At 64.7% G+C, this 25,415-nt stretch carries 22 protein-coding genes, 2 tRNA genes and 2 pseudogenes; 18 read left to right on the forward strand and 8 right to left on the reverse strand.

The features are described 5' to 3' along the window. Window positions 1-139 precede the first annotated feature (139 nt). Complete coding sequence (locus tag E3227_RS03840) at window positions 140-595, reverse strand: DUF3995 domain-containing protein (RefSeq protein WP_246062737.1); 456 nt, start codon at window positions 593-595, stop codon at window positions 140-142. A gap of 98 nt (window positions 596-693) precedes the next feature. Here E3227_RS03840 and E3227_RS11685 point away from each other — a divergent pair. From E3227_RS11685 to E3227_RS03860, 3 genes and pseudogenes are all read left to right on the forward strand, one after another. Further along, window positions 694-1,610, forward strand: a pseudogene (locus E3227_RS11685) (IS3 family transposase); the annotation flags it as partial. Between the two features lie 73 nt (window positions 1,611-1,683). Next, window positions 1,684-3,102: an IS30 family transposase gene (locus E3227_RS03855; RefSeq protein WP_136653470.1), complete on the forward strand. Its 1,419-nt coding sequence runs from the start codon at window positions 1,684-1,686 to the stop codon at window positions 3,100-3,102. Between the two features lie 4 nt (window positions 3,103-3,106). Beyond that, window positions 3,107-3,400, forward strand: a pseudogene (locus E3227_RS03860) (integrase core domain-containing protein); the annotation flags it as partial. Between the two features lie 243 nt (window positions 3,401-3,643). Here the strand turns inward: E3227_RS03860 and E3227_RS03865 are convergent. After that, a tRNA-Leu gene (locus tag E3227_RS03865) sits at window positions 3,644-3,727 on the reverse strand. Window positions 3,728-3,912: 185 nt separating this feature from the next. Here E3227_RS03865 and E3227_RS03870 point away from each other — a divergent pair. The 9 genes from E3227_RS03870 to E3227_RS03910 all read left to right on the forward strand — a co-directional run bounded on the left by E3227_RS03870 (window position 3,913) and on the right by E3227_RS03910 (window position 14,707). After that, window positions 3,913-4,803 (forward strand): FHA domain-containing protein, encoded by an 891-nt coding sequence (locus E3227_RS03870; RefSeq protein ID WP_144317604.1) that lies wholly within the window; start codon window positions 3,913-3,915, stop codon window positions 4,801-4,803. Between the two features lie 9 nt (window positions 4,804-4,812). Continuing rightward, window positions 4,813-5,259 carry an FHA domain-containing protein FhaB/FipA gene (locus E3227_RS03875; RefSeq protein ID WP_006839077.1) on the forward strand — a complete coding sequence of 149 codons (447 nt, stop codon included), beginning with the start codon at window positions 4,813-4,815 and terminating at the stop codon, window positions 5,257-5,259. Beyond that, the gene (locus E3227_RS03880) at window positions 5,256-6,614 is read left to right on the forward strand and encodes a PP2C family protein-serine/threonine phosphatase (protein ID WP_144317605.1); all 1,359 of its coding nucleotides are present in this window, start codon (window positions 5,256-5,258) and stop codon (window positions 6,612-6,614) included. The genes E3227_RS03875 and E3227_RS03880 overlap by 4 nt, the downstream gene beginning before the upstream one ends. 1 nt (window position 6,615) lies before the next feature. Beyond that, window positions 6,616-7,968, forward strand: coding sequence for an FtsW/RodA/SpoVE family cell cycle protein (locus E3227_RS03885; protein WP_144317606.1), 1,353 nt, complete (start codon window positions 6,616-6,618; stop codon window positions 7,966-7,968). Beyond that, window positions 7,965-9,404, forward strand: coding sequence for a penicillin-binding transpeptidase domain-containing protein (locus E3227_RS03890; protein ID WP_144317607.1), 1,440 nt, complete (start codon window positions 7,965-7,967; stop codon window positions 9,402-9,404). The genes E3227_RS03885 and E3227_RS03890 overlap by 4 nt, the downstream gene beginning before the upstream one ends. Continuing rightward, window positions 9,404-10,828: a serine/threonine-protein kinase gene (locus E3227_RS03895; protein ID WP_144317608.1), complete on the forward strand. Its 1,425-nt coding sequence runs from the start codon at window positions 9,404-9,406 to the stop codon at window positions 10,826-10,828. Before E3227_RS03890 ends, E3227_RS03895 begins: the two co-directional genes overlap by 1 nt. Window positions 10,829-10,832: 4 nt before the next feature. Beyond that, the gene (gene pknB, locus E3227_RS03900; protein ID WP_211346245.1) at window positions 10,833-12,809 is read left to right on the forward strand and encodes a Stk1 family PASTA domain-containing Ser/Thr kinase; all 1,977 of its coding nucleotides are present in this window, start codon (window positions 10,833-10,835) and stop codon (window positions 12,807-12,809) included. A gap of 56 nt (window positions 12,810-12,865) precedes the next feature. Then, complete coding sequence (gene crgA / locus E3227_RS03905) at window positions 12,866-13,138, forward strand: cell division protein CrgA (RefSeq protein ID WP_144317609.1); 273 nt, start codon at window positions 12,866-12,868, stop codon at window positions 13,136-13,138. Between the two features lie 210 nt (window positions 13,139-13,348). Then, on the forward strand, window positions 13,349-14,707 hold the full coding sequence (locus E3227_RS03910; protein WP_144317610.1) for a hypothetical protein: 1,359 nt from the start codon (window positions 13,349-13,351) through the stop codon (window positions 14,705-14,707). Window positions 14,708-14,952: 245 nt separating this feature from the next. On the opposite strand, the gene E3227_RS03915 is transcribed toward E3227_RS03910, so the two are convergent. The 4 genes from E3227_RS03915 to E3227_RS03930 form a co-directional block, all read right to left on the reverse strand. Further along, window positions 14,953-15,546, reverse strand: coding sequence for a rhomboid family intramembrane serine protease (locus E3227_RS03915; RefSeq protein ID WP_144317611.1), 594 nt, complete (start codon window positions 15,544-15,546; stop codon window positions 14,953-14,955). Window positions 15,547-15,599: 53 nt separating this feature from the next. Next, on the reverse strand, window positions 15,600-16,124 hold the full coding sequence (locus E3227_RS03920; RefSeq protein WP_040422091.1) for a peptidylprolyl isomerase: 525 nt from the start codon (window positions 16,122-16,124) through the stop codon (window positions 15,600-15,602). Between the two features lie 422 nt (window positions 16,125-16,546). Next, window positions 16,547-18,808, reverse strand: coding sequence for a 5-methyltetrahydropteroyltriglutamate--homocysteine S-methyltransferase (metE, locus tag E3227_RS03925; protein ID WP_144317612.1), 2,262 nt, complete (start codon window positions 18,806-18,808; stop codon window positions 16,547-16,549). 15 nt (window positions 18,809-18,823) lie between these two features. Continuing rightward, the gene (locus E3227_RS03930) at window positions 18,824-19,780 is read right to left on the reverse strand and encodes a methylenetetrahydrofolate reductase (RefSeq protein WP_136651727.1); all 957 of its coding nucleotides are present in this window, start codon (window positions 19,778-19,780) and stop codon (window positions 18,824-18,826) included. A 223-nt stretch (window positions 19,781-20,003) separates the two neighbouring features. Here E3227_RS03930 and E3227_RS03935 point away from each other — a divergent pair, with 223 nt between their 5' ends. Continuing rightward, the gene (locus tag E3227_RS03935; protein WP_144317613.1) at window positions 20,004-20,636 is read left to right on the forward strand and encodes a hypothetical protein; all 633 of its coding nucleotides are present in this window, start codon (window positions 20,004-20,006) and stop codon (window positions 20,634-20,636) included. Here the strand turns inward: E3227_RS03935 and E3227_RS03940 are convergent. Then, window positions 20,633-21,208: a TetR/AcrR family transcriptional regulator gene (locus E3227_RS03940; RefSeq protein ID WP_144317614.1), complete on the reverse strand. Its 576-nt coding sequence runs from the start codon at window positions 21,206-21,208 to the stop codon at window positions 20,633-20,635. The two genes, E3227_RS03935 and E3227_RS03940, sit on opposite strands and share 4 nt — an antisense overlap. Before the next feature lie 88 nt (window positions 21,209-21,296). Between E3227_RS03940 and E3227_RS11690 the strand changes: the two genes are divergently transcribed. The 5 genes from E3227_RS11690 (at window position 21,297) to E3227_RS03960 (ending at window position 25,117) form a co-directional block, all read left to right on the forward strand. Beyond that, entirely contained in the window at window positions 21,297-21,614 is a 318-nt protein-coding gene (locus tag E3227_RS11690; protein ID WP_246062738.1) for a hypothetical protein, read from the forward strand. Then, window positions 21,580-21,912 carry a hypothetical protein gene (locus E3227_RS11695; RefSeq protein WP_246062739.1) on the forward strand — a complete coding sequence of 111 codons (333 nt, stop codon included), beginning with the start codon at window positions 21,580-21,582 and terminating at the stop codon, window positions 21,910-21,912. Before E3227_RS11690 ends, E3227_RS11695 begins: the two co-directional genes overlap by 35 nt. Continuing rightward, entirely contained in the window at window positions 21,909-24,005 is a 2,097-nt protein-coding gene (locus tag E3227_RS03950) for a YhgE/Pip family protein (protein WP_211346246.1), read from the forward strand. Before E3227_RS11695 ends, E3227_RS03950 begins: the two co-directional genes overlap by 4 nt. Window positions 24,006-24,034: 29 nt before the next feature. Further along, a complete protein-coding gene (locus tag E3227_RS03955; protein ID WP_144317615.1) occupies window positions 24,035-24,577 on the forward strand; it encodes a YdhK family protein in 543 nt (180 codons plus the stop codon). A 78-nt stretch (window positions 24,578-24,655) separates the two neighbouring features. Next, a complete protein-coding gene (locus E3227_RS03960; protein WP_144317616.1) occupies window positions 24,656-25,117 on the forward strand; it encodes a DoxX family membrane protein in 462 nt (153 codons plus the stop codon). Window positions 25,118-25,184: 67 nt separating this feature from the next. Here the strand turns inward: E3227_RS03960 and E3227_RS03965 are convergent. Beyond that, a tRNA-Ala gene (locus tag E3227_RS03965) sits at window positions 25,185-25,257 on the reverse strand. Between the last annotated feature and the right edge of the window lie 158 nt (window positions 25,258-25,415).

A 25,415-nucleotide genomic window follows, 5' to 3' on the forward strand; every position in this document is an offset into this window, starting at 1 on the left:
GCCAGGGCCAAAGAGTGGTGCTACCAGGAGCCCGACTCCTCCAGCATCCTCGGAGACGTACCCGCTGCGGTGGGCAACTATACTGCCGAAAACGGAGCGATTCGTGTCAGCCGTGGTTGTCTACGCGCTGGGACAGTGGTTACGCATCGGCAACTTCGTTCACGTCGCGGAGGCGACGCGGACGCGACGTGGCCAGCGCACCGAGCAGCGCCACACCCCACAGGACGAACAGCGGATCCCAGAGGAAGGCGTGCCCGATCATTCCAGCGCGGTCGATACCACCCTTCGGGATGTATACCCCCGCGAAGACGGCGAGCGCAATGACGGTGCTCAGTCCGCCCCACACCACCAGCACGAAACCGCCCACCCAACTCACACCGCGGATAAGCGGGTTGTCCGGAGCGAGCAACGGAATCACGGCCGCGAGCGCCTTGATACCCGCGACGATCCACAACACCCAGGTCATCGATTCAAACTGCTCCACCATTGTCTGACCTGCGGTGGCCAACGACCAGGTTCCCCCAGCCGCCCAGTAAGCACTGAAAGCGGCGTGGGTTAGCCCCGCGATGCAGGCAAGGGCGAAAAGCGCGCGCACGATGCCAATCCTAACGGAATCTGGCGAAGGGACCTGACCCCTTGTTGGTGGACATAGGCTAGCCCCGGTTGACAGCCGGAGGAGGGTAGTCTCAGTTCATGCCTCGTAAGTCCTATACTGAGGAGTTCAAGCGCGACGCGGTCGCGATGTATGAAGACACAGACGGTGTGTCTCTTAATTCGGTTGCTCATGATCTCGGTGTTAACCGTGGCAGTCTCGCTGCCTGGGTCAAGCGCTATGGCACGGGCAAAAAAGCCCGCGCGATTGATGCTGCAGCTCGAGCCCGGACATCATCGGATTTAGAGCGGATCCGACAACTCGAGAAGCAGAACCGGCTTCTTCAAGAAGAGCGAGACATCCTTCGCAAGGCGGCGCAGTATTTTGCGAAAGAGATGGGCTTGTGATCCGCTTCAAGTTCATCCGGGACCATCGCACCGAGTATCCGGTCAAGCGGATGTGCCACGTGCTGAAGGTGCGGCGATCTTCCTATTACAAGTGGAAAAACACACAGGCCGCGCGCCGCCAGAAGGTTCTTGACGATGCTGTTCTCGGTGCTCGTATCCGCACTGTGTTCCGTGAGGAACACGGACTCTACGGAGCTAAGCGCATCGCCGCGGCGTTGAACGATCCTGATTCGGGGGCGCATGCGGTGGTCAATCACAAACGCGTTGCACGCATCATGAAGACTATGGGCATCCAGGGGTTCACGAAGAAACGTCGCGTGCGCACCACCGTGGCAGATGCTGGCCGTGGTGTCTTTCCAGATCTTGTTTGCAGGCAGTTTCATGCCCCGGCGCCGAATCGCGTGCTCGTCGGCGACATTACCTACCTGCCGGTATCCGGTGGCGGCAATATGTATCTTGCCACCGTGATCGATTGTTATTCCCGCAGGCTGGTGGGATTTTCTATTGCTGACCACATGCGCGTCGATCTGGTTATCGATGCGCTGGACTCAGCACAGCGCGCCCGAGGCAGTCTGAAAGGAGCGATTTTTCATTCAGATCACGGCAGTGTCGGCGGATTCAACTGGTCGTCGCAACACCTTGAGGTGAGAAAGGTGTTCAAGGATGGCGACCAAGGACTGGAGCATGAAGACCAGCGAGGTCCCGGAGGGGATGCGGCGGCAGTGGCGCGCGGACCGGGCGTTGCGGCCAGCAATGCGCTCTCCGGGCAGACCGCAGCCATCGAGGGCGGTGCAGCGACAATTCTGGCGCCTGATCGCGGCCGGGGTCACGACAGCGGAGGCAGCGCTGGCGGTGGGGGTGTCGGTGCCGGTCGGATCACGGTGGTTCCGTCACGCTGGCGGTATGCCACCGCTGACGTTGACGGAGCCAACTGGTCGTTATCTCAGTTTCGAGGAGCGAGAGGAGATCGCGATCTTGCGTGCTCAGGGACGCGGTGTCCGGTCGATCGCGCGTACCCTTGGGCGGGATCCGGGCACGATCAGTCGGGAGTTGCGCCGCAACGCTGCTACCCGCAGCGGGAAGCTGGAGTATCGCGCCACGGTGGCCCAATGGAAAGCCCAAGAGGCCGCGAAACGACCCAAGACCGCGAAGCTGGTGGCCAACCTGCGGCTTCGCGACTATGTCCAGGACAGACTCTCTGGGAAGGTCACTGGCCCGGACGGGACGCCGGTGGAAGGGCCGGTCACGCCGACGTGGAAGGGGTTGAACAAGCCTCGTCGGCAAGATCGACGGTGGGCCACCAGTTGGAGCCCGGAGCAGATCAGTCACCGCTTGAAGCTGGATTTCCCTGATGATGAGTCAATGCGTATCAGTCATGAGGCGATCTACCAGGCGTTGTTCATCGAAGGCCGCGGCGCGCTGAAGCGTGAGCTGGTGGCTTGCCTGCGAACGGGCAGGGCGTTGCGACAGCCCCGTGAGCGTTCCCGGAACAAACCCGGCGGTCATGTCGGCGCCGAGGTCGTGATCAGCCAACGCCCCGCAGAAGCCGCTGATCGCGCTGTTCCAGGACACTGGGAAGGTGACCTGGTCATCGGGACCGGCCGCTCTGCGATCGGGACCTTGGTCGAGCGTCGCAGCCGCGCGACGATCCTGGTCCGCTTGCCCCGCCTCGACGGCTGGGGCGAGCACCCTCCGGTTAAGAACGGCCCCGCGCTGGGCGGCTACGGTGCAGTCGCGATGAACGCGGCTCTGGCCGCTGCGATCACGACCCTGCCCCAGCAGTTACGCAAGACGATCACCTGGGACCGCGGCAAGGAACTATCAGGACATGCCGCGTTCACTCTTGAGACTGGCACCAAGGTGTTCTTCGCTGATCCGCACTCCCCGTGGCAACGGCCCACCAACGAGAACACCAACGGCCTGCTACGTCAGTACTTCCCCAAGGGCACCGACCTGTCCCGCTGGAGCGCAGACGACCTCGAAGCGGTGGCCCACACCCTCAACAACAGACCCCGCAAGACCCTCGGCTGGAAGACCCCCGCCGAAGTCTTCGGTGAAGCACTACAATCCCTGAAACAGGCCGGTGTTGCAACCACCGGTTGAACCTGCCGTCTATACCTCGAAGGCATTTAGCTCACGATGCACGATGCTAGGGGTGACCCAATCGATGGCAGCGGTGGGAACCAGCGCAGACAACGCGCTAGCGGAGTCGTTCAACGCGACATTGAAACGCGAGGTGCTGCAAAACCGGAAATGCTTCGACTCACTGCTGCACGCCAGACGGGACGTCTTCGCGTGGTGTGTGCGCTACAACCAGAAGCGCAGACACTCATGGTGCGATTATCTGTCGCCCCTCGAGTTCGAAAACCGCACCTGCGGTAAACTCACCTTGACCGCATAAGTTCAATTCCCTGTGTCCACTTTCCAGGGGTCGGGCCCGTTTACCTGAGCGGAGGACACATACCTCGAAACGCAATCCAGTGATTAAAGTTTCATCCGCTTCAAGACAAGCCAGAACTCTCCCCCACAAGTCCCCGCCCACACAATCCACCTCCACCTCCCCCGGAAAACGCGAAAAACCGGAGGTCACACCCTCTTTCGAGTTTGTGACCTCCGGTGCTTGCAGTTCGAGAACCGCACACTGTGCCCGGGGGGGGACTTGAACCCCCACGTTCTTGCGAACACTGGCACCTGAAGCCAGCGCGTCTGCCAATTCCGCCACCCGGGCGGGCGACTGACTTAATATATCACCCGGCCGCAATCAAAATACAAATCCGCAGCTGAACCATTATTTATTCGCTTATCGACGCCCGTTTCCCACGTTCGCGTCTAGGTTCATGGCGGTCACACATTTATACTGTCCTAGTTATCTCAACGTATTCGCAACCGGAGCTGGAAAGGAGGTGCGGGTAGATGTCAATTATGGACAGGCTGGCGAAGCTCGATTCGTCGATGCAGCGCGGCCTTGACAATTCGATGGCGGCGCTGTTCGGCGGCAAAGTTGTCCCAGCCGAGGTTGAGGAACTGCTCAAGCAGGAAACGCAAGACAGCCTGATTATGACGGACCGCGACGAGCTGATTGCGCCGAACGTGTTCGCCGTGGGCGTGTCCAGCAAGGATTTGGAGAACCTCTCCCAGGACCGGTTGCTGCCCGCACTTTTCGCCGACCAGCTAACCCGCTTCGTTCGTAACCAAGGCTGGCGCTTTGAGGGCCCCGCCGTGGTGCGCATCGCCGAGGAATCGGGATTGCGCACCGGGCAGCTTCGGGTGTCCTCGTACATTGACCAGCAACCGGACGTGGCAAGCGGCTTCGACGCAATCGTGGCCGAGCCCTCGAACACCACTGACCGCGCGAAGCGCACCAGCAACCAGGAGGATGCAATGTCCGAGCCCACCACCGCCACCGGCGAACCCACCGTGAGCCTGCTTCTGCAGGACGGTTCCTCGCGCACCTACCTGGTGCGCCAAGGCTCTAACATTCTGGGCCGCTCCAATGACGCTGATTTCCGCCTTCCGGACACGGGTGTGTCGCGCCAGCACGCGGAGATCACCTGGGACGGCCAGGTTGCCGTCCTGGTTGACCTCGAATCCACCAACGGCACCACCGTCAACGACGAGCCCGTGGATAACTGGATGCTTGCCGACGGTGACGTGATCACCGTCGGGCACTCCCACATCGAGGTGCGGATCGTGGAGCCGCGCAGCGAACGCCCCCTCCACGATGCCGGCCATAACCCCGAAGAGATTGCCCACCCCAGCACTGAGTACTTCCGGGGCCCGCAAACGGATCACCGTCCGCGATAAGGAGCGTTCATGGATTCAGCCATCATTCTCGGCGCACGCTTCGGCCTGCTCATCCTTTTGTGGGTATTCATTCTGTTCGTGCTCTGGGTCGTTCGCAAGGATGTGGTCGCGGCGGCAGGTGTGCGTCGACAAGCAGTCTCCGCAACCCCCATCAGGCGCGAGAAAGCACGCGAGCTTGTGGTGGTTGAGGGCCCGCTCAAAGGTTCCCACATGGAAATTGCCAGCGTGGAGGACTTAACTCTGGGGCGTGCAAACTCTTCCGACTTCGTGCTCGGCGACGACTTCGCCTCCAGCACGCATGCCCGCCTGTTCCGCCGCGGCAGCGAGTGGTTCATCGAGGACCTGGACTCGCGCAACGGCACCTTCGTCCAAGGGTTGCGCATCGACCAGCCGGAACGCGTCACCGTGGGCACTGACATGAAGATGGGGCGCACGACCCTGAGGTTGATGCCATGACCAACTTGAAGCTGAATTTCGTCGCGGCCTCCGACCGCGGCCTGGTACGCACCAACAATGAGGACTCCGCCTACGCGGGCCCTCACCTGCTCGTGCTTGCCGACGGCATGGGCGGCCACGCTGCCGGCGAAGTCGCCTCGCAGCTGATGGTCAGGCATATGGAGCACCTCGACGCCGATCCCGGTGATGCCGACATGCTCGCCCTCCTCGGCGCGGCAGCCGACGACGCCAACGCCGCCATCGAATCCTCCGTGGAGGAAAACCCCGAGCAGGACGGCATGGGGACGACCCTGACGGGCCTGATGTTCAACGGCTCCCAACTCGGCCTGATCCACGTCGGCGACTCGCGCGGCTACCGACTGCGGGAGGGAACCCTCGCCCAGATCACCGAGGACGACACGTTCGTCCAATCGCTGGTCAACGAGGGCAAGCTCGACGCCAGCGAGGTGTCCTCCCACCCGCAGAAATCGCTGATTCTCAAGGCCTACACTGGCCGCCCGGTCGAGCCGCACCTCGAGCTTCTCGACGCCCAGCCGGGCGATCGCTACCTGCTGTGCTCCGACGGCCTGTCCGACCCCGTGACTGCGGAAACCATCGCCACGACGCTCGGCACCGGCACGCCCGAGGTCGCCGCGCAACGGCTCATCGAGCTTGCGCTGCGCTCCGGCGGGCCGGACAACATCACGGTCGTCATCGGCGAGGTCGTTGACGCGGAAGCCGCCGACGCGCCGGTGCTGCCGCGCAAGGCCGTGCTCGCCGGCGCGCTGACCCCGGACTTTGAATCGACGCACCCGAACTCGGCGGCGAGCCGCGCCGCCGCATTGATGCGCCCCGCGGACGCCGGCGAGCGCGCCACGAGGGCGTCGACAAGCGAAGCCGCCTCCCCCGAGGACACTGAGACCGTCAGCGACGAGGAGGATCACCCCCGCCGCACAGTCTGGCTCTGGATCGTCGGCGCGCTGGCAATCGCACTCGTAGCGACGCTCGGTTTCGCGTTCTTTATCAGCCGCGACGACGCGACGTACTTCCTCGCCACCAACGAGAACAACGAAATTGTCATCGAGAACGGCAGCCGTAACGCCCTGTTCGGCGAGGTCAGGCACACGCCGATCCAGGTCGCCTGCATCAATGCCCGTAACGAGCTGCAAATTTCCCCGATCGACGACACGCCGCCCGACTGCACGGTCTTTTCCGTAGACGACTTGCCCCCATCGCAACAAGGCGCGATTGAGGGGCTGAGCGAGGGCAGCTACGACGACGTCGTCGCCCAGCTCAACAGGCTGGCCGACGAGGCGCTGCCAGCGTGTGTTGACGACAAACCGGAAGCCACCAACGACTGCAGGACGGTGAACTAACGTGAGCAGAATTTTCTCCCGCACCCGGGAGCTTGGTCTCCTCGTGTGCTCCGCCCTGCTGCTACTGCTCATGCTGTTCGGGCTCGAATTGTCGCAGGGACGCACCCTCACGGGCGAGATGCTGTGGCTCGTCGGCGGGTTCATCGGTGTCTACGCCATCGCCCACCTCGCGATCCGCCTCACCGCCCCCTACGCTGACCAGGTGCTTTTGCCCGTGGTGGCCACGCTCAACGCGATCGGTCTGGTGATCATCTACCGCCTTGATCTCGCCGAGCGCGCCGGTTACGGTGCACTGGCCGACCGGCAGGTTCTGTGGTCTTTCGCCGGCGTCGTGCTGCTCGTTCTCACCCTCGTGATCGTGCGCGACCACAAGTCGCTCTCGCGCTACTCCTACATCCTCGGGTTGCTCGGGTTGTTCTTCCTCGCCCTGCCTCTGGTATGGCCACAGCCCGCCGAGTTCGCCGACGCGCGCATCTGGATTTGGATCGGCCCGTTCTCCATCCAGCCGGGCGAGTTCTCGAAGATCCTGCTGCTGATCTTCTTCGCCCAGCTCCTGGCACAGAAGCGCTCCCTTTTCACCGTGGCCGGCAAACGCTTCGCAGGACTCGTCTTCCCCCGCCTGCGCGACCTCGCACCGATCATGGTGGTGTGGGCCATCGCCATTTTGATCATGGCGATCTCCAACGACTTCGGCCCCGCGCTACTTCTCTTTGCCACCGTGCTGGCGATGGTCTACTACGCCACCGGCCGCACCAGCTGGTTGCTCATCGGGATCGGGCTCCTCGCCGTCGGCGGGTACGCCGTCTACCAGGTCTCCGACAAGATCCAGGAACGCGTCACCAACTTCCTCGACCCCCTGGCCAACTACGACACCACCGGCTACCAACCATCCCAGGCCCTGTTCGGGCTCAGCTGGGGCGGGGTCACGGGCGTCGGCCTCGGCCACGGCCACCCCGAGCTCGTGCCCGTCGCCCACTCCGACTACATCCTCGCCGCCATTGGCGAGGAGCTCGGGTTCGCTGGGCTCGCGGCGGTTTTGTGCCTGTTCCTCATCTTTGTCAACCGCGGTTTCCGCGCCGCCATGCAGGTCCGCGATTCCTACGGCAAGCTGCTGGCGGCCGGCCTTGCAACCACGATCATCATCCAGATCTTCGTGGTCATCGGCGGAATTTCCGCTCTCATGCCGATGACCGGCCTGACCACCCCGTTCATGTCCGCGGGTGGCTCAGCGATTATGGCGAACTACATCCTGCTCGGCCTGCTTCTGCGCATCTCCAACAGCGCTAACCGGCCGGCCGACATCGATAAAGGGGCGTCGGCACTCGATCTCGTCGGGGCGGAGGCAGCGCGATGAACAAATCCATCCGCCTCGGTGCCGTCCTGTCTCTCCTGTTGACGGTCGTGCTGCTGATCAACCTCACCGTCGTGCAAACCCTGCGCGAGGACAAGTACGCGCAAAACCCGCTGAACTCCCGCAACTTCATCGAGATGAAGCAGGTCGACCGCGGCCCGATCAACGCGGGCGGACAGATCGTCGCCGACTCCACGCAAGACACCAACGGCTTCTACCAGCGCGTCTACCCGAACATGCCCTACTCTTTCGGACCGGTGCTGGGCTACGTCTCCGATCAGTTCGGCGTCGGCGGGCTCGAAGCCGAGTACAACTCGGTGCTCAACGGCGAAGGCAGCGCGAGCGGCAGCAGGTTTTTGCGCACCGGGTTAGAGCGCGACCGCGCAGGCGACGCCGTGGAGCTGACCATCAACCCGCAGCTACAGGCCCTGGCATACGAGAACCTGTCCAACCGCGGCTACGAGGGGGCCGTGGTGGCGATTCGGCCGTCGACAGGCGAGGTGCTGGCCATGGCGTCGTCGCCCTCCTACGACCCGAACCTGCTGGTCAACCCCGACACCGCGCAGCAAACCTGGGACAGCCTGAGCAACGATCCGCAAAACCCGCTGCTCAACCACGCCAGCCAGGACCAGCTTCCGCCCGGGTCCATCTTCAAAATCGTCACCACCGCCGCCGGTCTGCGCAACGGCTACACCCCCGACTCCCAACTCACCGGCGAAGCACGCATCCCGCTTCCCGGCACCGACGCGTTCGTGCCCAACTACGGCGGCCAGGCCTGCGGCGGCTCTACCGTAACCACGCTGCGCACCGCGTTCGCGCTGTCGTGCAACACCGCCTTCGTGCAGATGGGCATCGACATCGGTGCGGACGCGCTGCGCGACGCGGCGGCGCGTTTCGGCATCGGAGAAGACTACGACCCCGGCCTGCCCACCGCCTCTGGCTCGCTGGGCGATCTGCCAGGGGCCGCGGAGCTGGGCCAGTCCGCGATCGGGCAGCGCGACGTGACCATGACCGCCCTGCAGGCAGCCGTGATGGCGGCGAGCGTCGCCAACGAGGGCAAGCGCATGGCACCCTACGTGGTCGATCGCGTGGTCACACCCGACCTCAACGTGGTCTCGGAGACGCAGCCGCGCCAGGTCGGCGAGGCGCTCACGCCGGAAGAATCCCAGACCATAACCGAGCTGATGTACGCCTCGGAGCGCTCCACCTCCGGCTACGACGGCAACGGGTATGCGTCCAAGACGGGTACCGCGGAGCACGCAGAGGACGCCGCCCCGCACGTCTGGTACGTCGCCTTCGACCCCCAAAACGACGTGGCAGTCGCCGTGGTGGTCAAAAATGGTGGGCAGCTCGGAGCTAGCGCGACCGGCGGCCAGGTGGCCGCCCCGATCGGGCGCGCGGTGCTCGGCGCCGCTGCAGCCAACGGAGAGGGAAACTAATGAACACCGACAACCGCGAAGACCTGCAGCGCCTCATCGGCGACGATTACACGCTGCAGTGGATCATCGGCCACGGTGGCATGTCCACCGTGTGGCTTGCCGACGACAACGTCGCCGACCGCGAAGTGGCCATCAAGGTTCTGCGTCCGGAATTTTCCAACAACGAGGAGTTCCTCACCCGCTTCCGCAACGAGGCCCACGCCGCTGAAGGAATCGACTCTCCCAACGTCGTCGCCACCTTCGATTACCGCGAGGTGGACTCCCCGGCCGGGTACACCATGTGCTTCATCGCCATGGAATACATACGCGGCGAGTCCCTGGCAGACCTCATCGCCCGCGAACACCGGCTCGACGAGGCGCTGGCGCTCGACGTCCTCGAACAGGCCGCCCATGGCCTGGCCGCGATTCATCTCATGGGTCTTGTCCACCGCGACATCAAGCCCGGCAACCTCATGATCACCCAGAACGGCCAAGTCAAGATCACCGACTTCGGTATCGCCAAGGCCGCCGCCGCGGTGCCGTTGACCCGCACCGGCATGGTGGTGGGAACCGCCCAGTACGTCTCGCCGGAACAGGCTCAGGGTCACGCGGTCAGCGCCGCGTCCGACGTGTACTCCCTCGGCGTGGTCGGCTACGAGATGCTCGCGGGCCGGCGCCCCTTTACCGGGGACTCCTCGGTGTCGGTCGCTTTGGCACACGTCTCTGCGGAGCCGCCGGCGCTGTCGACTGCGGTATCCGCCCCGGCGCGCGAGCTGATCGGCATCGCGCTGCGCAAGGATCCGGGCATGCGGTTTAGCGACGGAAACGCGATGCAACTGGCCGTCGCCCAGGTGCGCGATGGCCGTCGCCCGACGCAACCGGTGGGGGTGGCCTCGACGAAGGTGGCGATGGAACCGTCGCCCACCGAGTCCACGCAGATGCTCGCCTCGGTGGCCCAGCCCACCACCGTGCGCCCGGCGGCTGCGCGGGTCGCACCGGTTGCTCCCGTCGCTGCCCCTCCGGCTCCGGTGCGCGAGAAGAAGAAAGGCGGCTTTGGGTTAGGTCTCCTCATCGCCCTTCTGCTCATGCTGCTCGGCGGCGGCGTGGTGTGGGCTTTCGCCAGCGGCGCCTTCGGCGGCTCTTCGCCGACAACCACGCCGGAGCCTCAGCCAACCCCGACGGTGATCACTCAGACCCAGGTGGTCACTCCGACGGTGACGACCACCACGTCTCGCCCCCAGACGAGGCCGCAGCAGCCGCCTAGCTCCGCGCCCGGCACGGTGAGTTTCGTAGAACCCCCGTCGAGCCTGGCTCCGCCGCCGAATACCCCGGCTCCGGCTCCGTCGCCCGTCGTTCCAACAGAGGCTCCTCAGCCCACTGAAGCACCGAACGACCCAGCGAACCCGATTGATGACTTTGTAAACCAGCTTGGCGGAGGTGCCTGAGATAATGCTGATCGGTAACCGTTACCAGCTCGGTTCCACCATTGGAACCGGAGGCATGTCCGACGTCTACGCCGCGACCGATACCGTGCTCGGGCGCGATGTCGCGCTGAAGATGCTCAAGACAGACATGGCGCGCGACGAAAGTTTCCGCGAGCGGTTTCGCCGCGAGGCCCAAAACTCCGCGCGCCTGAACCACCCGAACATCGTGTCGGTCTACGACACCGGTGACGTGGACATCGACGGGCTTGCGGTGCCCTACATCGTGATGGAGCGCGTCCACGGCCGCAACCTGCGCGACATCGTGCGCGAGGACGGCCCTTTGAGCCCACAGCAGGCCGCTGAGCTGCTGATTCCGGTGACCCGTGCGCTGCAGGCCAGCCACGACGCCGGTATCATCCACCGCGATGTCAAGCCCGCGAACATCATGGTCACCAACACCGGCGCGGTCAAGGTCATGGACTTCGGCATCGCTCGTGCGCTTGATGACGCCACCTCAGCGATGACCCAGACCTCCGCGGTGATTGGAACGGCGCAGTACCTCTCCCCGGAGCAGGCGCGTGGGAAACCCGCGGACGGTCGCAGCGACGTCTACGCCCTCGGCTGCGTCATGTACGAAGCGGTCACAGGCCGCCCGCCGTTCGAGGGTGAGACCCCGTTCGCGGTTGCCTACCAGCACGTTCAGGAGGAGCCCGAAGCGCCGAGCACGCTTATCGACGCTCTGGACAACGCCGACGTTTTCGCCGACGCTATGACGGATACCGAGGCTGTCAACGTGGATTCGGTGATCTTGACGGCCATGGCCAAACACCCGGCCGACCGCTACCAGTCCGCAGCGGAGATGGGCGCGGACCTGGAGCGTCTCGGGCGTGGGGCGGTGACCACCGCGGCCCGCAGTTACCTCGCGACGTACGACGAGGACCCGACGGTCGTGGTGGAACCCGCCACGCCCGTTGCCCCGGTTGCTGTCGCTGCGCCTGCCGCCAACCGCTACACCCAGCACCGACGCGCCAACGAGAAACAACCGAACAATTGGATGAAGTGGGTCGCGGCCTTGCTCGGCCTGGTGTTGCTCGCGTCCGCAGGCGTGCTCGCCTACAACTACTTCACCCCCGCTGACACGGATGAGTCCACGACTACCCCGACAATGCTCACGGTGCCCGATGTCACGGGCAAAGTCCGCGAGGAGGCCGTCGCCGAGCTTGAGCGCCTCGGCTTCCAGGTTGCGGTGAACGACGTCCCAAGCCCCGATCGCCCCCGCGGAGAGGTGCTGGGCACCAACCCCGTGGCCGGATCGCAGTTGCAGCCGGGGACGATGGTGACAGTTGCGGTGTCGTCGGGCCGCGAAATCACGGACGTGCCGGATGTCACGGGCATCCGGCCGCAGGAGGCCGCCGAAGTACTGGCAGGTGCGGATCTGGAGCTCGACCCCGAGATCCGCCGCGAGAACAGCGACGAGGTCCCGGAGGGGATGATCATCTCGCAGAACCCGGCCGCCGGATCGCAGCTGTCGAAGGGCTCGCAGGTTTCGGTGGTTGTGTCCGAGGGTCGCGAGAAGGTGCAGATCCCTTCGCTGGTGGGCATGAACGCCAACCAGGCCGCGGCGACGCTGAACTCGCTGGGGCTCAATTCGACGGTCACTCCCGTGGATTCGCGCCGGCCGACCGACGAGGTCCTCGCCGTCGCCGGTGAGAACACCGAAGTGGAGACGGGTACCACGGTGGAGCTCCGCGTCTCCAACGGCATGCTCGTGGAGATGCCTGATCTGACCCGCATGACCCCGGCAGAGGCGGAGCGCGTGCTGCGCGGCACGGGGTGGAACGGCAAGTTCGTCACCGGGCCCGCGGTGCCCACCGGAGCGCTGGTGGACCAGGGACTTGTCGCCGGCCAGAGCGTTCCACCGGATCAAGACATACGCAAGGACCAGGAAATCGGATACAACATCTGGCGCTTCGATGTCGCCGAGCTCAACCCGCTGAGGTAGGTTGCGCCGGTGGTAGAGTTCCGGGCAAGCAGAACACAACGAAGGAAGTAGGCACCATGCCCAAGGCGAAAATTACCAAGGACAACCTCCCGGTACAGTCCGCGTCGACCGCTACCTCCCGCACGCCTGTCAAGATCAACACGGGCGGCACGCCCATGTGGTATAAGGTGATCATGTTTGGCCTGCTCATCCTGGGCCTTGCTTGGCTTATCGCCTTCTATGTCGCGGGTGATCAAGTCCCGTTCCTCGCTCAGCTCGGCCCGTGGAACTACCTGATCGGATTCTCCGCCATCATCGCCGGGCTCCTGATGACCATGGGATGGCGCTAAAGAGACAAAAGTATAATTTTGCACAGCTAAACACCCCCGTTTCATGACCTCGTCAACGAAACGGGGGTGTTGCGCATTTCCAGCAACCTGGGAAAAAGATGAACGACGGGTGTACCCTTTCGTTCCCCCCTCGCTCAACGCGGCGCTGCCGGCGTATTTCTACCTGACGAAATCACTGCTCCGCCCCGCTTGAGAAAGGCCCCGAAGACCATGAAGTTCACACGCGTTTCGCGCTCTGTGGCAGCGCTGTCTGCTGTTGCCACGCTGACCGTCGGCGCTGCCCCGGCTTTCGCGCAAACCCTGGAAGAATCCGCGCCGGAGACCCCCGCCACCAACGACGCCCTGCCGATCGTTCACACCTACCGTGGCTCCGACCACATCAAGGCGAACATCCTCAACCCGCGCCCGGTGTGCAACTCCACCGAGGACTACCGCACCATCGTGTACAAGGTCACCGACAACTTCCTGCCGGTGGGCACCATCTCCACGACAAACCTGTCGAACAATACCGTGCCGCTGACCCAGGACCTGTCGCGCACCCAGTCGATCACCGCGTCCGTCAATGGCTCCAAGACTGAAACGCTCAACCTCGGCGGCCAGGCGTCGCGCGAGGGCCTGCAGGGCACCATCGGCTACGCGATGGCCAAGACCCTCGGCTTCTCCGTCTCCGGCACCCTGTCCTGGAACGTCGGCCAGAAGATCGGCCCCTACGAGGTTCCCGCCGGCCACACCGGCGAGGCTACCTACGGCTTCCGCACCGTGACCATGACCGGCACCCAGCAGCGCTGCCGCCCCAACGGCACCTGGGCAACCCCGACCGCCTGGATCGCCAACATGCCGGTGAAGAACGAGGTGCGCGTGAGGAACTACGCCACCCCGGCCGACTCCTGGGCGCCGAACAAGGGCGCACAGATCACCGAGACCAAGGACAATCCGAACCCGGCCTACGCGAGCGACCTGGAGAAGGTTACCGAGGGCGAGCCGCTTAACGACGTCGCCCCCGTCGCCGACGACGTCAAGGCAGACATCACCGACGGTGCCGCAGCCACAAACTTCGACGCCGTTTCCGACGAGACCGTCAAGGTCATCGCCCCCGAGTACGATTTGCAGCCGTACTTCACCACCTCGAACCTTAAGGCCCCCGGCTTCGTCGGCTCCGTGGCCCTGCGCGTGAAGAACGTCGGCACCAAGCGTTACTGGGCTGAGTTCCCGGTGGTCACCTTCCGCGTTGAGGTCAAGCGCGAGGTTGGTCCGGAGGGCGTCGATAGGCTGATGACCTCCTTCGGTGCCAACGGCTCCCACGTCCGCGACCTGGGTTACAACTTCGACACCAACGCCCGCGTCTTCGAGGTGACCCTGTCCAACCCGGTCAACGTCGGCGACGACATGCTGCTCGTCGCCTTCAGCTTCGGCGACGGCAAGACCCGCGAGGGCCGCTTGATCAACTACATGACCGTCACCCAGACCGGACGTATCTCCGGTGACTCGTCTACCGGAAACGACCAGAACGTCGACTCCCGCCAGGTGACCCGGAGCGACGGCGGCCGCAAGAACCCGGGTCTCTTCTAAGACTCCCTCCATCTAGCCCCATCCGGTTCTCCACCGGGGTGGGGTTAGTTTTATCCACAGGCTGTGCATAGCTGTGTGGATTATCCGCTTGTCCACACTTGTGGATAACTCTGTGCACTATTTCCACACTCGATTTTGTGCCTACTGCAGGTGCGTTGAACTGGTCCTTAGAGTTTTTCTTCGGCGCGGCGTTCTAGAAATTACATCTCTGTAGTTATCTACAGTGTGCACAACTCTGGGGATAACTAGTGCCTGGGGATAGGCGGTGAAAAGGTCAGTGGCCACGCCAACAGGACACCCGCCGCAAGGCCACCCAAGTGCCCCCACACGCTCACACCGGGCGCGATAAAGGTGAACGCGACGTTGAGCACCAGTAAGGCGATGGGGGCGCGCAGGTCGGAGGAGCGTCGATAAGCAATGGCGACCAGTACCGCAAGCAGGGCGAACAGGGCGCCCGAGGCCCCGGCCGTGGGCGTGCCAAAAGCCATCGCGAGCACCGCCGCCGACGACGCGAGCGTGCCGACGACCCAAGCAACAACGAAGCGGGCGGTGCCAATAGAGCGCTCGATCTCGCCACCGATCAGCACCAGCATCAGCATGTTAACGAACAGGTGCGACAGGTCGAGGTGCAGAAAGCCAGCGGTGAGCAGGCGCAGCCAGCCGAGCGGGCCCTCGGCGACGAAGGGACCGTAGAGCACCATGCGGATGCCCAGCGGTGAGCCCCAGACCGTGTTGCTCAGGGAGGAGGACTGCGCCGCGGCGATGGCGAAGACGGCGATGCACAGCGCGGCAATGGCGGCGGTGGCGGGGGCGCGGTAAAAGATCGTGCGAAGGTTCATAAGCGAAAACCCCCGGCACGTTACGTGCGCGGGGGTAGGCAGTGTTTGCGGGGCTACTTCTGGATGTCGATGGACTCGATCACAACGTCCTCGACCGGGCGATCCATCCGGCCGGTGCGCACGTTGGAGATCTCGGTGACAACCTTCTGCGACGCCTCGTCCGTGACCTCGCCGAAAATCGTGTGGCGATTGTTCAGGTGCGGCGTCTTGTCCACGGTGATGAAGAACTGCGAACCGTTGGTGCCCGGGCCGGCGTTCGCCATAGCCAGGAGGAACGGGCGATCGAACTGCAGCTCCGGGTGGAACTCGTCAGCGAACTGGTAGCCCGGGCCGCCGGTGCCGGTGCCGGTCGGGTCGCCGCCCTGGATCATGAAGCCCGGGATGATGCGGTGGAAGATCGCACCGTTGTAGAACGGGCCCTCGTTGCTACCCGACGCGTTCTGCGCAGAGTAGTTCGCCTCACCAGTGGCCAGGCCGATGAAGTTCTCGACGGTCTGCGGGGCGTGGTTGCCAAACAGATCAATGACAATGTCGCCGTGGTTGGTGTGCAGAGTTGCTTTCGCAGTTGAATCAGTCATGGTGACCATTGTAGATGCATCCGGGGGGTTGGTGCTTTTGCGGGTTGGGGGTTGTTGATCGTGACATTGCGCAGATCAAACTGCGCAGTGCCGGGTGAGATGTCACGGTCAGCGCCGATTGACCAGTAAAATCCCAGGTCGTCGGTGGCGCAAAACCGTTGACCGTGACTTTGCGAAGCAACAGCTGTGCAGCCAGGGGCTGGTGGGACACCGGTAGTCGTTTGAGGTCTCCAAGGCCCGGTCAGATGTCACGGCCAACGGTTCCTAGGCGGCAAAACCGCAGGTCAGTGCTGGCGCACAACAGTTGACCGTGACATTGCGCAGACCAATCTGCGCAGTAACCCGGTCAGATGTCACGGCCAGCGCTAACCAACCGGCAAAACCCCAGGTCGGGAACAGAGAACTGACCCGACCCGGAACAACTACAGCGAAGCCGCAACCTCGTCACGCGCGGCGACCAGGTTCTTCAGCGACGGCTCGACCTCGGCGTAGCCGCGGGTCTTCAGGCCGCAGTCCGGGTTCACCCAGAGGCGGTCGGTGGGCACGTTTGCGAGTGCGGCGCGGATCAGCTCGACCATCTCCTCGGTGGACGGCACGCGCGGGGAGTGAATGTCCCACACGCCCGGGCCGATCTCGGAGTGGAAGGTCTCGTCGATGTCTTCGAGCAGCTCCATCTTCGAGCGCGCCGCCTCGATGGAGGTGACGTCGGCGTCGAGGCCGGCGACGGCGTCGATGATCTGACCGAACTCGGAGTAGCACAGGTGGGTGTGGATCTGGGTCTCCGGCTGCGCCTCGAGGGCAACGAGGCGGAAGGCGCGAACGGCCCAGTCGAGGTAGGCGGGGCGCTCGTCGGCACGCAGCGGCAGTAGCTCGCGCAGGGCCGGCTCGTCGATCTGGATCACCTTGATGCCTGCGGCCTCGAGGTCGCTGACCTCGTCGGCAAGCGCGAGTGCGATCTGGTCAGCGGAGACGGACAGGGGCACATCGTCGCGCTTGAAGGACCACGCGAGGATCGTGACCGGGCCGGTGAGCATGCCCTTGACCGGCTTGTCGGACAGCGACTGGGCGTACTTGGCCCACTCCACCGTCATCGGCTCCGGGCGGGAGACGTCGCCGAAGACGATCGGCGGGCGGGTGCAGCGCGAGCCGTACGACTGGACCCAGCCGTTTTCGGTGGCGACGAAGCCGTCGAGAAGCTCCGCGAAGTACTGCACCATGTCGTTGCGCTCGGGCTCGCCGTGGACGAGGACGTCCAGGCCGATCTCCTCCTGCAACTCGATGACGCCCTTGATCTCCTTCTTCAGCGCCTCGGTGTACTCGGCGTCGGTCAGTGCGCCGTTCTTGTGGTCGGCGCGCGCCTTGCGGATCTCGGTGGTCTGCGGGAAGGAGCCGATCGTGGTGGTCGGCAGGTCCGGTAGGCCGAGCGCCTCACCCTGGATGCGCTTGCGCTCAGCGAACTCGGGAGCGCGCTTGACCTCGCCCGCCGGCAGCTGCGCAACGCGATCCGCCACGGCAGAGTTGTGGATGTGATCCGACTCGGTGCGGGTGCGCACCGCGCGGTCGGAGCGTGCGAACGCCTCCGCGGCAGCCTCCTCACCCGCAACGAGCGCCTGAATCTCGGCGATCTTTTCATCGGCGAAGGACAGCCAGTTGGCCACGTCGATCGGCAGGTTCTTCTCCGCGTTCAGGGTGTGCGGCACGTGCTGCAGCGATGTCGAGGTCGACAGTGCCACCTCGCGCCCGCCCGAGCGCAGGACCTCAAGTACCTCGGTGCGCTCGCGCAGGTTCGCGGCCCACACGTTTCGGCCGTCAATGATACCGGCAACCAGCTGCACCTTCGGGCCGATCATGTCGGCGACGCGCTTCGGGTAGTCCGCATCCGAATCCAGGGTCCACGGGGACAAGTCCACGTGCAGGGCCTCGGGCTCGAGCGCACCGAGCACGGACAACGCCTTGCGCGTCGCGCCGTAAGGCGTGGTCAAGTACAGGTTCGGGCGCTCGGCGGTGTCGATGGCCAGAAGCTTCGACCAGGCCTGCTCGAGGTAGACGGCGAGCTCCTCGTCGGTGGTGGACAGGTCGGCGACCAGGGCCGGCTCGGCGAGCTGGACCCACTCCACGCCCGCGCCCTTCAGGGCCGCGAGAATTTCGGCGTAGGCGTCGGTCAGGGTGTCGAGAAGCGAGAACTCGACTGGCTTGGACAGCGCGAGCAGGGTGACCGGGCCGACGAGCGCGGGGCGCACAACGTGGCCAGCCTCACGGGCCTCCTCGACCAAGCGCAGGATGCGCTCCGGGGCGGGGGTGATCTCCTGGCCGGCGGCGACCTCGGGCACGAGGTAGTGGTAGTTGGTATCGAACCACTTGGTCATTTCCAGCGGCACGCGCGTATCGTTGCCGCGGGCAAGGGCGAACTCCTCATCGAGGTCGGTGCCGCCGGGGATCAGGCCGACCGTCAATGCGGTCTCGAGCACCTGGTCGTAGTAGGCGACATCGGCCGGGATGGCGTAGTCCTCGGTCAGGCCCAGGTCGCGCAGGTGGTTGTAGGTGTCCACGCGCAGCGCGTGGGTGGTGGAGCGGAAGGTGTCGGCGTCGATGCGACCCGCCCAGTAGGACTCAAGCGCGCGCTTGAGCTCGCGGTTCGCGCCGATGCGCGGGTAGCCTTCGATCGTTGCCTTGGGGAAGTTCATAGAGGTGTCCTTTTTCTAAAGGTTGATTCTGGAAAGTAGGTCGCGGGTCACCGCGAGGTTGTTGTGCGTGTAGATGTGTAGCCCGCCCGTGCCCGCGTCGAGGATTTCTCGTGTGAGCTCGGCCGACATCGCCATGCCGATCTCGTACTCCTCGTCGGGGGTTGAAGCCTTTGCCAGTCTGTCGGTGACGCGCTGCGGCACCGTGATCCCGGACAGCACACCCATGCGCTCAACCCTGCGCAGGCTGGTCATGGGCATGATGCCCGGGATCAGGGGGATGCGCACGCCGGCCAGGCGGGACCGCTCGACAAAGTCGAGGTAGTCCTGGGCCTCGAAGAACAGCTGGGTAATCGCGAAGTCGGCGCCGAGGCGCTGCTTGGCCAGCAGCACGTCGAGATCCATGTCCGCGTTTTTCGATTCCGCGTGGCCCGAGGGGTAGCACGCCACGGACAGGGCGAGTTTGCCCGCCGCGAGGCGAAACGCCTGCTCGTCCTGGACTTCCTGGATGAGGTTGAGCAGGTCGGTGGCGTACGGCAGGTAACCCTCGGGCAGGCTCGTTTCGCCCTCGGGGAGGTCACCGCGCAGGGCGAGGAAGCCGCGCACGCCGGCGTCGATAAGCGTGCGGATCCACTCGGTGAGCTCGTCGCGGGTGCCGGCCGTGCACGCGAGGTGGGCGATCGGTTTCAGGTCGGTGGTTTCCGCGATGCGCTTGATCAGCGCCGCAGTCCCCTCGAGCCAGTCGGAGCGGCGTGACGACGTCACGGAGACGTAGTCCGGGTTGTACTCGGCAAGTCCGGCGATGAGGTTGTCCAGCAGCGCGGTGTCGGCGTCGTGGCGCGGCGGGATGAGCTCGAAGCTCAGCGCGGTGCGCGTGGAGCGACGCGGCGCTGCTGCGCTGGGGTTTACGTCTTCGTCGAGGCGATCTAGCGGGGCGGAGGCAGAAAGCCGCGTCGAAGTAAGTCTCTGGTACACCAGAACATACCTTTCATGTTGACACGGGTTGCCTGGCCGGGCTCGGCGCTTACGGTTTGTCGTTGACTCAAGAATGTATTTACGCACCACGGTATAGACAACTCTGTTCACTCGGGTGGTGCTTTCGCAGCAGGTCATCCGCCTGCGCGGGTATGAATTTAAATCAGCCGGTGGCGAAATCGCTACGCTGGTAGGCGAGAAAACCCAAACGAAAGGATCCACCATGAACCCGTTCACCATCCGCCTCGCTTACAAGGGCGCACGCTCGGCGATGAACTACTACCGCAAGCTCGACGACGAAAAGAAGCGCGAGATCTACGACTCCGTTGTCGACGCCGTAAAGAAGGACAAGGTCGACGACAAGCTCGACGGGCTTTACGACGTCGCCCGGCGCGAGGCCGGAATCCTCACCCGCGACTCCCACGACCGCCTCGACCGCCACCGCGCGCAGTTCGCCGCCGCGGGACCGGAGCGGGCGGAGCGTCGTAAAGCACTGAAGAAGCAGGCCAAGGAGTCAAAGAAGAAGTCGAAGCGCTCGCCGCTCAAGGCGATCCTCGGCATCGGCGCCGCCGTGGCCGCCGCCTGGGCTGCGTGGGAGTTCTGGCTCAAGGGCAAGGTGACCGGCGCCGACAAGAAGGACGTCACCTACACCCACGTCGCGCCGCGCAAGGAAACCTCTCCGAGCGGCAAGACCACCTTGGTCTACTCCACCCGCACGGAGGACGACCGCGAGAAGGCCGCCGGCCCGCTCGGCGAGGAGCCGGCGGAGCGCGACGAGCAGCTTCTCAGCTCCATCGACGAGCAGCTGACCACGCTGGACACGCTTGACGACGACCAGCGCGACGCCACCCGCTAAGGGCGAGCTGTTCTCGGGCGCTTCCACGCCGTCAGAAGGTGCTGGACCAGCCTGTTGCGCACGTCCGGGAACAGCTCATTAATCGTGCGCGTTTGCGGGCGGGTGATCACCATGAGCTCCGCGGCGATCTCGCGTGCCGTTAAGTTCGGGTCGACCAAGCCGTGATGCGAGGCCTTGCGCACCAGGAGCTGGAACTGCTCGATTACCTGCTCGAGCTTGGTCAGAAGCAGCGGGGAAATGTCGCCTGAGCGCTGCTGGGCAAGCGCTGCGACGAGCATACCCGTGCCCTGTTCCACCATGCGCCAGATGAGTTCCTCCCAGTGGTGCTCGGGGTCCTCCTCAAAGGTGGCCAGGCTCTCATTGAGCCCCGCCTCGAGCGAATCCAGCAGGTCGACGGCGCAGGCGATGTGGAGGTCGCGGCGCGTCGGGAAGTGCCGGTACAGGGTGGCGATCCCGACCCCCGCGTCCTTGGCGATGCCCTCGAGCGTGATGGAAGCATCGGGAACAGTGCGGAAAGTGTGGCTGGCGGCATCTATGACTAGTTGGCGCTTGCGCTGCGCGTCGGCTCGCATGATCGCTCATGCTAACACTTGACATTCGACGACGGTAAAGGCAGCATTTTCGGCTAAGTGATAGTCCTTCCTACGCTTAAGGACCCGAATGACCTCCCCTATCCTCCGCGTCAACGATCTCATTGTGCGACCCGAGGACCCGCAGCTCACCTTCGAGTGCGCCGCTGGGTTGACTCTGCTTGTCTGCGCGCGTGAATCCGGTGCCTCCACCCTAAGCATGACGCTGGCCGGGCGCTTCACACCCGCCTCCGGCGACATTGACATCTCCGGGGCCCGCACCACCCGCGAGCGCTTCCGCGCGGTCGCGCTCGGTGACCGTGCGCGAAGTTATCCGCGAGCAAGTCGCGTGGGCACAGCCCTGATACAAGCGCGTGCCCAAGGACATCCTGACCCACCCGCTGGTTGAACCGTGGCTCGAGCCGATGGACTTGAGCGAGCTCGACCCCTCCTTAAGCGTCGCCGAGCTGGACACGCTGACGCGGCTGAGGCTGCGCGTGCTCCTAGCTTTGACGTCGCGCCCCAACGCGTCGCTGCTCGTCGTCGACGACCCGGACCAGCTGCGCAACATTGAGCTGCGCGGCGCGCTGCTTGAGAGCCTGCGGGGCGTTGCGCAGACGCTGCCCGTGGTGGTCGCCTCCGTCAACCCGGACATCGGCGACCACGCCGAGCACGTCATCGATCTGCGAGAAGGGGCCACGCTATGATCTCCGGCTTCCACATTGGCAGCAACTTCCGCCGCTTCGCCCACGGTTTCTTGCCCCCGGCCGCCATCGCGGTCGTGATGCTGATCCCGCTCATCTTCGGTGGCCTGTTCGTCTGGTCCTACTACGACCCGATCGGCAACCTGAACCGCATGCCCGTGGCGTTGGTCAACTCCGACGAGGGTGACGCGGGCCAGCGCGTTGTCGACGGCCTGCTGGAGCGCAAGCCTTTGGACTTCTATGTCGTCGACGCCGACGAGGCCCGCCAAGGCATCGCCGACGGCACGTACTACATGGGCGTGGAGATCCCGAAGGACTTCACGCAGTCCGTGACCTCGGTAAACACGCCCGACCCGCACCAGGCGAAGCTCAACGTCACGCTGAACGAAACCAACGGTTTCATCCCGACGATGCTGGGCAACCAGGCCGCAACCATCATGACGTACACCGTGTCCAACACGGTGGGTGAGCAGGTGGCCAACCAGCTCTTCATCGGCTTCAACACCGTCGGCGAGGGCCTCACCGAGGCCGCGGACGGCGCCAAACGGCTCAACGAGGGCGCCGCCGAAGCCTCCGACGGTGGCCAGCAGCTTGACAGCGGCGCGGTGCAGCTTAACGACGGCGCGCGCACCCTCAACGACGGCCTCGGCAAGCTCAGCGACGGCGCCACCCAGCTCGACGACGGTGTCAGCCGACTCCAAAACGGCGCCACCCGGCTGGACGAGGGCATCGGCGCGGCCTCGGCCGGCGCAGACCGCCTGGCGGACGGCATGGTGAAGCTTTCCGACGGCACCAGCCAGCTCGGCGATGGCGCCGAGCAGATCGCCGGCGGCGTGGACACCATCGCCTCCGTCGCCCCGCAGCTCTCCCAGGCCCAGAAAGTCTACGGCGACATCCTCGGCGCGGTTGACAAGGTCGCCGCCGACCTCGACGCCTCGACGGTGCCGGGCACCGAGGGGCTCGCCCAGCAGGCGCACGCGATCGCCGCGCAGCTGCGCTCGGGCGATCTGGCCACCGCCATGGACCCCTCGACGCTGACCAAGCTCAAGGCCCTGCAAGCCGGCGCGCACGAGGTGTCCCGTCAGCTCAACGACCCGAACGCCGAATATCGCGCGGGCGTGGACGAGGCGACCGCCGGCGCCCAGGCCCTGGCGGACGGTCTGTCGCTGCTCAAGGACGGTTCCGGGACGCTTGTGGCGGGCGTCGCAACGCTCAAAGATGGCTCCTCGCAGCTGGTGGTAGGCGCCCGCGCCGCCGCCGACGGCTCCTCCCAGCTCGCCGCCGGCACCGACCAGCTCGTTGTCGGCGCGCGGGCCTTAAGCGATGGGCTTGTCCAGCTCGACGGCGGCTCGGGCGAGCTGGCCATGCGGCTTGGCGACGGCGCCACCCAGGCTCCGCGCTGGTACGACGCGCGCCTTGACGCCGCCTCCCAGGCCGCGGGCCAGCCCGTCACCGCGAACTCGATCGGCGACGCGGTGACCTACTTCGGCAAGGGTCTGTCCCCCTTCTTCCTCTCGCTGGCACTCTGGTTCGGCGGCCTGGTGATGTTCATGGTGATGCGGCCGATGTCCCGGCGCGCCGTCGACTCCGGCGTCACCCCCTTCAGGGCGCTGCTGACCACCTTGATCCCCGCCTTCATCATCGGCTTCGCTCAGGCCGCCTTGTTGTGGCTGGTGCAGATCGTGTTCATCAACGTCTCCCCCGCCCACCCCGGCGCGATGTTCCTGTCCCTGTGGTTCGTGTCCTGGGTGTTCATCTCCATCATCTTGGCGATCAACGTCATCCTCGGCGTAGCCGCGGGCCGACTGGTCACCATGGCGCTGATGGCGCTGCAGCTTGTGGCCTCCAACGGCCTCTACCCGCCGGAGGTGCAGCCGCGGTTCATCCAATGGGTGCACGTCGTCGACCCGATGCGTTTTAGCGTCGATATGCTGCGCTACAGCCTCTTCGGTCACAGCCCTGGCCACCAGCGCCTGATGACCGCGATCATGGTGCTCACGCTCTTCGCCCTGGCCGCCTGGGTGATCTCCTCGCTTGGGCTGTGGAAGCACCGCGTGATCATGCGCAAGGACATCCACCCGGAGCTAGAGATCTAGCACGACGTCAGGCTCGTAAACTGGGGTCCATGCGCAAATACTTCTCTATTGCTCTCGCCGCTTCCCTGCTCGCGCCGTTGGCGGCGTGCGGCAGCGAAAGCAAGCCCGCGGCAACCCAGCCCGCGGATCACGCTCAACACCAGCACCCGGCCGACGGCGGGCCCGTTCCCGCCGGGATGGTCGAGGCCGCAAACCCCACGTACGCGGTCGGATCAAACGTGACTCTCACCGCCGACCACATGCCGGGCATGGAGGGCGCGCCGGCAACGATCGTGGGCGCCTACGACACCACGGCCTACGAGGTGACCTACACGCCCGCCGGCGGCGGCGAGCCGGTGCGCAACCACAAGTGGGTGGTGCAGGAAGAGATCAAGGACGCCGGTAGTGAGCGCCTCGCCGACGGCACCGCCGTGGTGCTCGAGGCCGACCACATGGACGGCATGCAGGGCGCGCAAGCCACCATCGACTCCTCCACGACAGAGACGGTCTACGTGGTCGATGTCCACGCCGACGGGATGGAAATGACCAACCACAAGTGGGTCGTCGAAAGTGAGATCCAGCCGGCCAATTAGCAAATCTCACTACCATGGATGTTGTCGCGCACGTTAGCGTACGCGCGACGACCACACGAATATTCTCAAGGAGAGTCAATGTTTAACCCCCTCAAAGTGATCCCGACCGGCATCTTTACCAAGCAGGACGAGACCAACTTAGGCTTCGCCTCGGCGGCCCTGCGTATCCCGACCGGCCTGTTCGTCCTGAACTCCGGCCTGGGCAAGTTCCAGGCTGACAAGGGCACCGCCGAGTGGCTGCGCAACGCTGCCTCGACCGGCCTGCCGTTTGTCAAGGAGATGGACGCCGAGAACTTCGCCAAGCTCCTCGCCTCCGCTGAGACCGGCCTCGGCGTTGCGCTGCTGCTTCCGTTCGTATCCAACCGCCTCGCTGGCGTAGGCCTGACCGCGTTCGCTGCCGGCTTGCTGTCCATGTACTTCGGCGATGACAACATGACCGAGGACGACGGCATCCGCCCGAGCCAGGACGGCCTGTCGCTGGCTAAGGACTCCTGGCTGGCCGGCATCGGCGCCGCGCTGACCGCGATGCCGAGGAAGTAGGTACACGCTCCAGCCACTTAGTGAAACGGAACTGCCCCAGCTTTCGCCGGGGCAGTTTTTTCTTAAGTGGAGCATAGGGGAATCGAACCCCTGACCTTCGCATTGCGAACGCGACGCTCTACCAACTGAGCTAATGCCCCTCGCACCGAAAAACGGTACTCCTGTCCCCGTGGAACTTAAAATCGCGTCCGTGCATCTGCTGGAGGTTCTCCCTCTAGCGGTTATTGACGCAAAGGCCCGCCTTGTGCCCGAACACTGGTTAAGATTCCGCGGTGAGTCCTTCATGTGGCTCAGCAGC

Source organism: Corynebacterium sanguinis (assembly GCF_007641235.1).
In the GTDB taxonomy this organism is placed as follows: domain Bacteria; phylum Actinomycetota; class Actinomycetes; order Mycobacteriales; family Mycobacteriaceae; genus Corynebacterium; species Corynebacterium sanguinis.

Excerpts from the sequence above, each read along its gene's own strand:
- E3227_RS03855 (WP_136653470.1), top strand. The coding sequence starts at position 1,684 with ATGAAGACCAGCGAGGTCCCGGAGGGGATGCGGCGGCAGTGGCGCGCG.
- E3227_RS03870 (WP_144317604.1), top strand. The coding sequence starts at position 3,913 with ATGTCAATTATGGACAGGCTGGCGAAGCTCGATTCGTCGATGCAGCGC.
- E3227_RS03875 (WP_006839077.1), top strand. The coding sequence starts at position 4,813 with ATGGATTCAGCCATCATTCTCGGCGCACGCTTCGGCCTGCTCATCCTT.
- E3227_RS03880 (WP_144317605.1), top strand. The coding sequence starts at position 5,256 with ATGACCAACTTGAAGCTGAATTTCGTCGCGGCCTCCGACCGCGGCCTG.
- E3227_RS03890 (WP_144317607.1), top strand. The coding sequence starts at position 7,965 with ATGAACAAATCCATCCGCCTCGGTGCCGTCCTGTCTCTCCTGTTGACG.
- E3227_RS03895 (WP_144317608.1), top strand. The coding sequence starts at position 9,404 with ATGAACACCGACAACCGCGAAGACCTGCAGCGCCTCATCGGCGACGAT.
- pknB (WP_211346245.1), top strand. The coding sequence starts at position 10,833 with ATGCTGATCGGTAACCGTTACCAGCTCGGTTCCACCATTGGAACCGGA.
- crgA (WP_144317609.1), top strand. The coding sequence starts at position 12,866 with ATGCCCAAGGCGAAAATTACCAAGGACAACCTCCCGGTACAGTCCGCG.
- E3227_RS03910 (WP_144317610.1), top strand. The coding sequence starts at position 13,349 with ATGAAGTTCACACGCGTTTCGCGCTCTGTGGCAGCGCTGTCTGCTGTT.
- E3227_RS03915 (WP_144317611.1), bottom strand. The coding sequence starts at position 15,546 with ATGAACCTTCGCACGATCTTTTACCGCGCCCCCGCCACCGCCGCCATT.
- E3227_RS03920 (WP_040422091.1), bottom strand. The coding sequence starts at position 16,124 with ATGACTGATTCAACTGCGAAAGCAACTCTGCACACCAACCACGGCGAC.
- metE (WP_144317612.1), bottom strand. The coding sequence starts at position 18,808 with ATGAACTTCCCCAAGGCAACGATCGAAGGCTACCCGCGCATCGGCGCG.
- E3227_RS03935 (WP_144317613.1), top strand. The coding sequence starts at position 20,004 with ATGAACCCGTTCACCATCCGCCTCGCTTACAAGGGCGCACGCTCGGCG.
- E3227_RS03940 (WP_144317614.1), bottom strand. The coding sequence starts at position 21,208 with ATGCGAGCCGACGCGCAGCGCAAGCGCCAACTAGTCATAGATGCCGCC.
- E3227_RS11690 (WP_246062738.1), top strand. The coding sequence starts at position 21,297 with ATGACCTCCCCTATCCTCCGCGTCAACGATCTCATTGTGCGACCCGAG.
- E3227_RS03950 (WP_211346246.1), top strand. The coding sequence starts at position 21,909 with ATGATCTCCGGCTTCCACATTGGCAGCAACTTCCGCCGCTTCGCCCAC.
- E3227_RS03955 (WP_144317615.1), top strand. The coding sequence starts at position 24,035 with ATGCGCAAATACTTCTCTATTGCTCTCGCCGCTTCCCTGCTCGCGCCG.
- E3227_RS03960 (WP_144317616.1), top strand. The coding sequence starts at position 24,656 with ATGTTTAACCCCCTCAAAGTGATCCCGACCGGCATCTTTACCAAGCAG.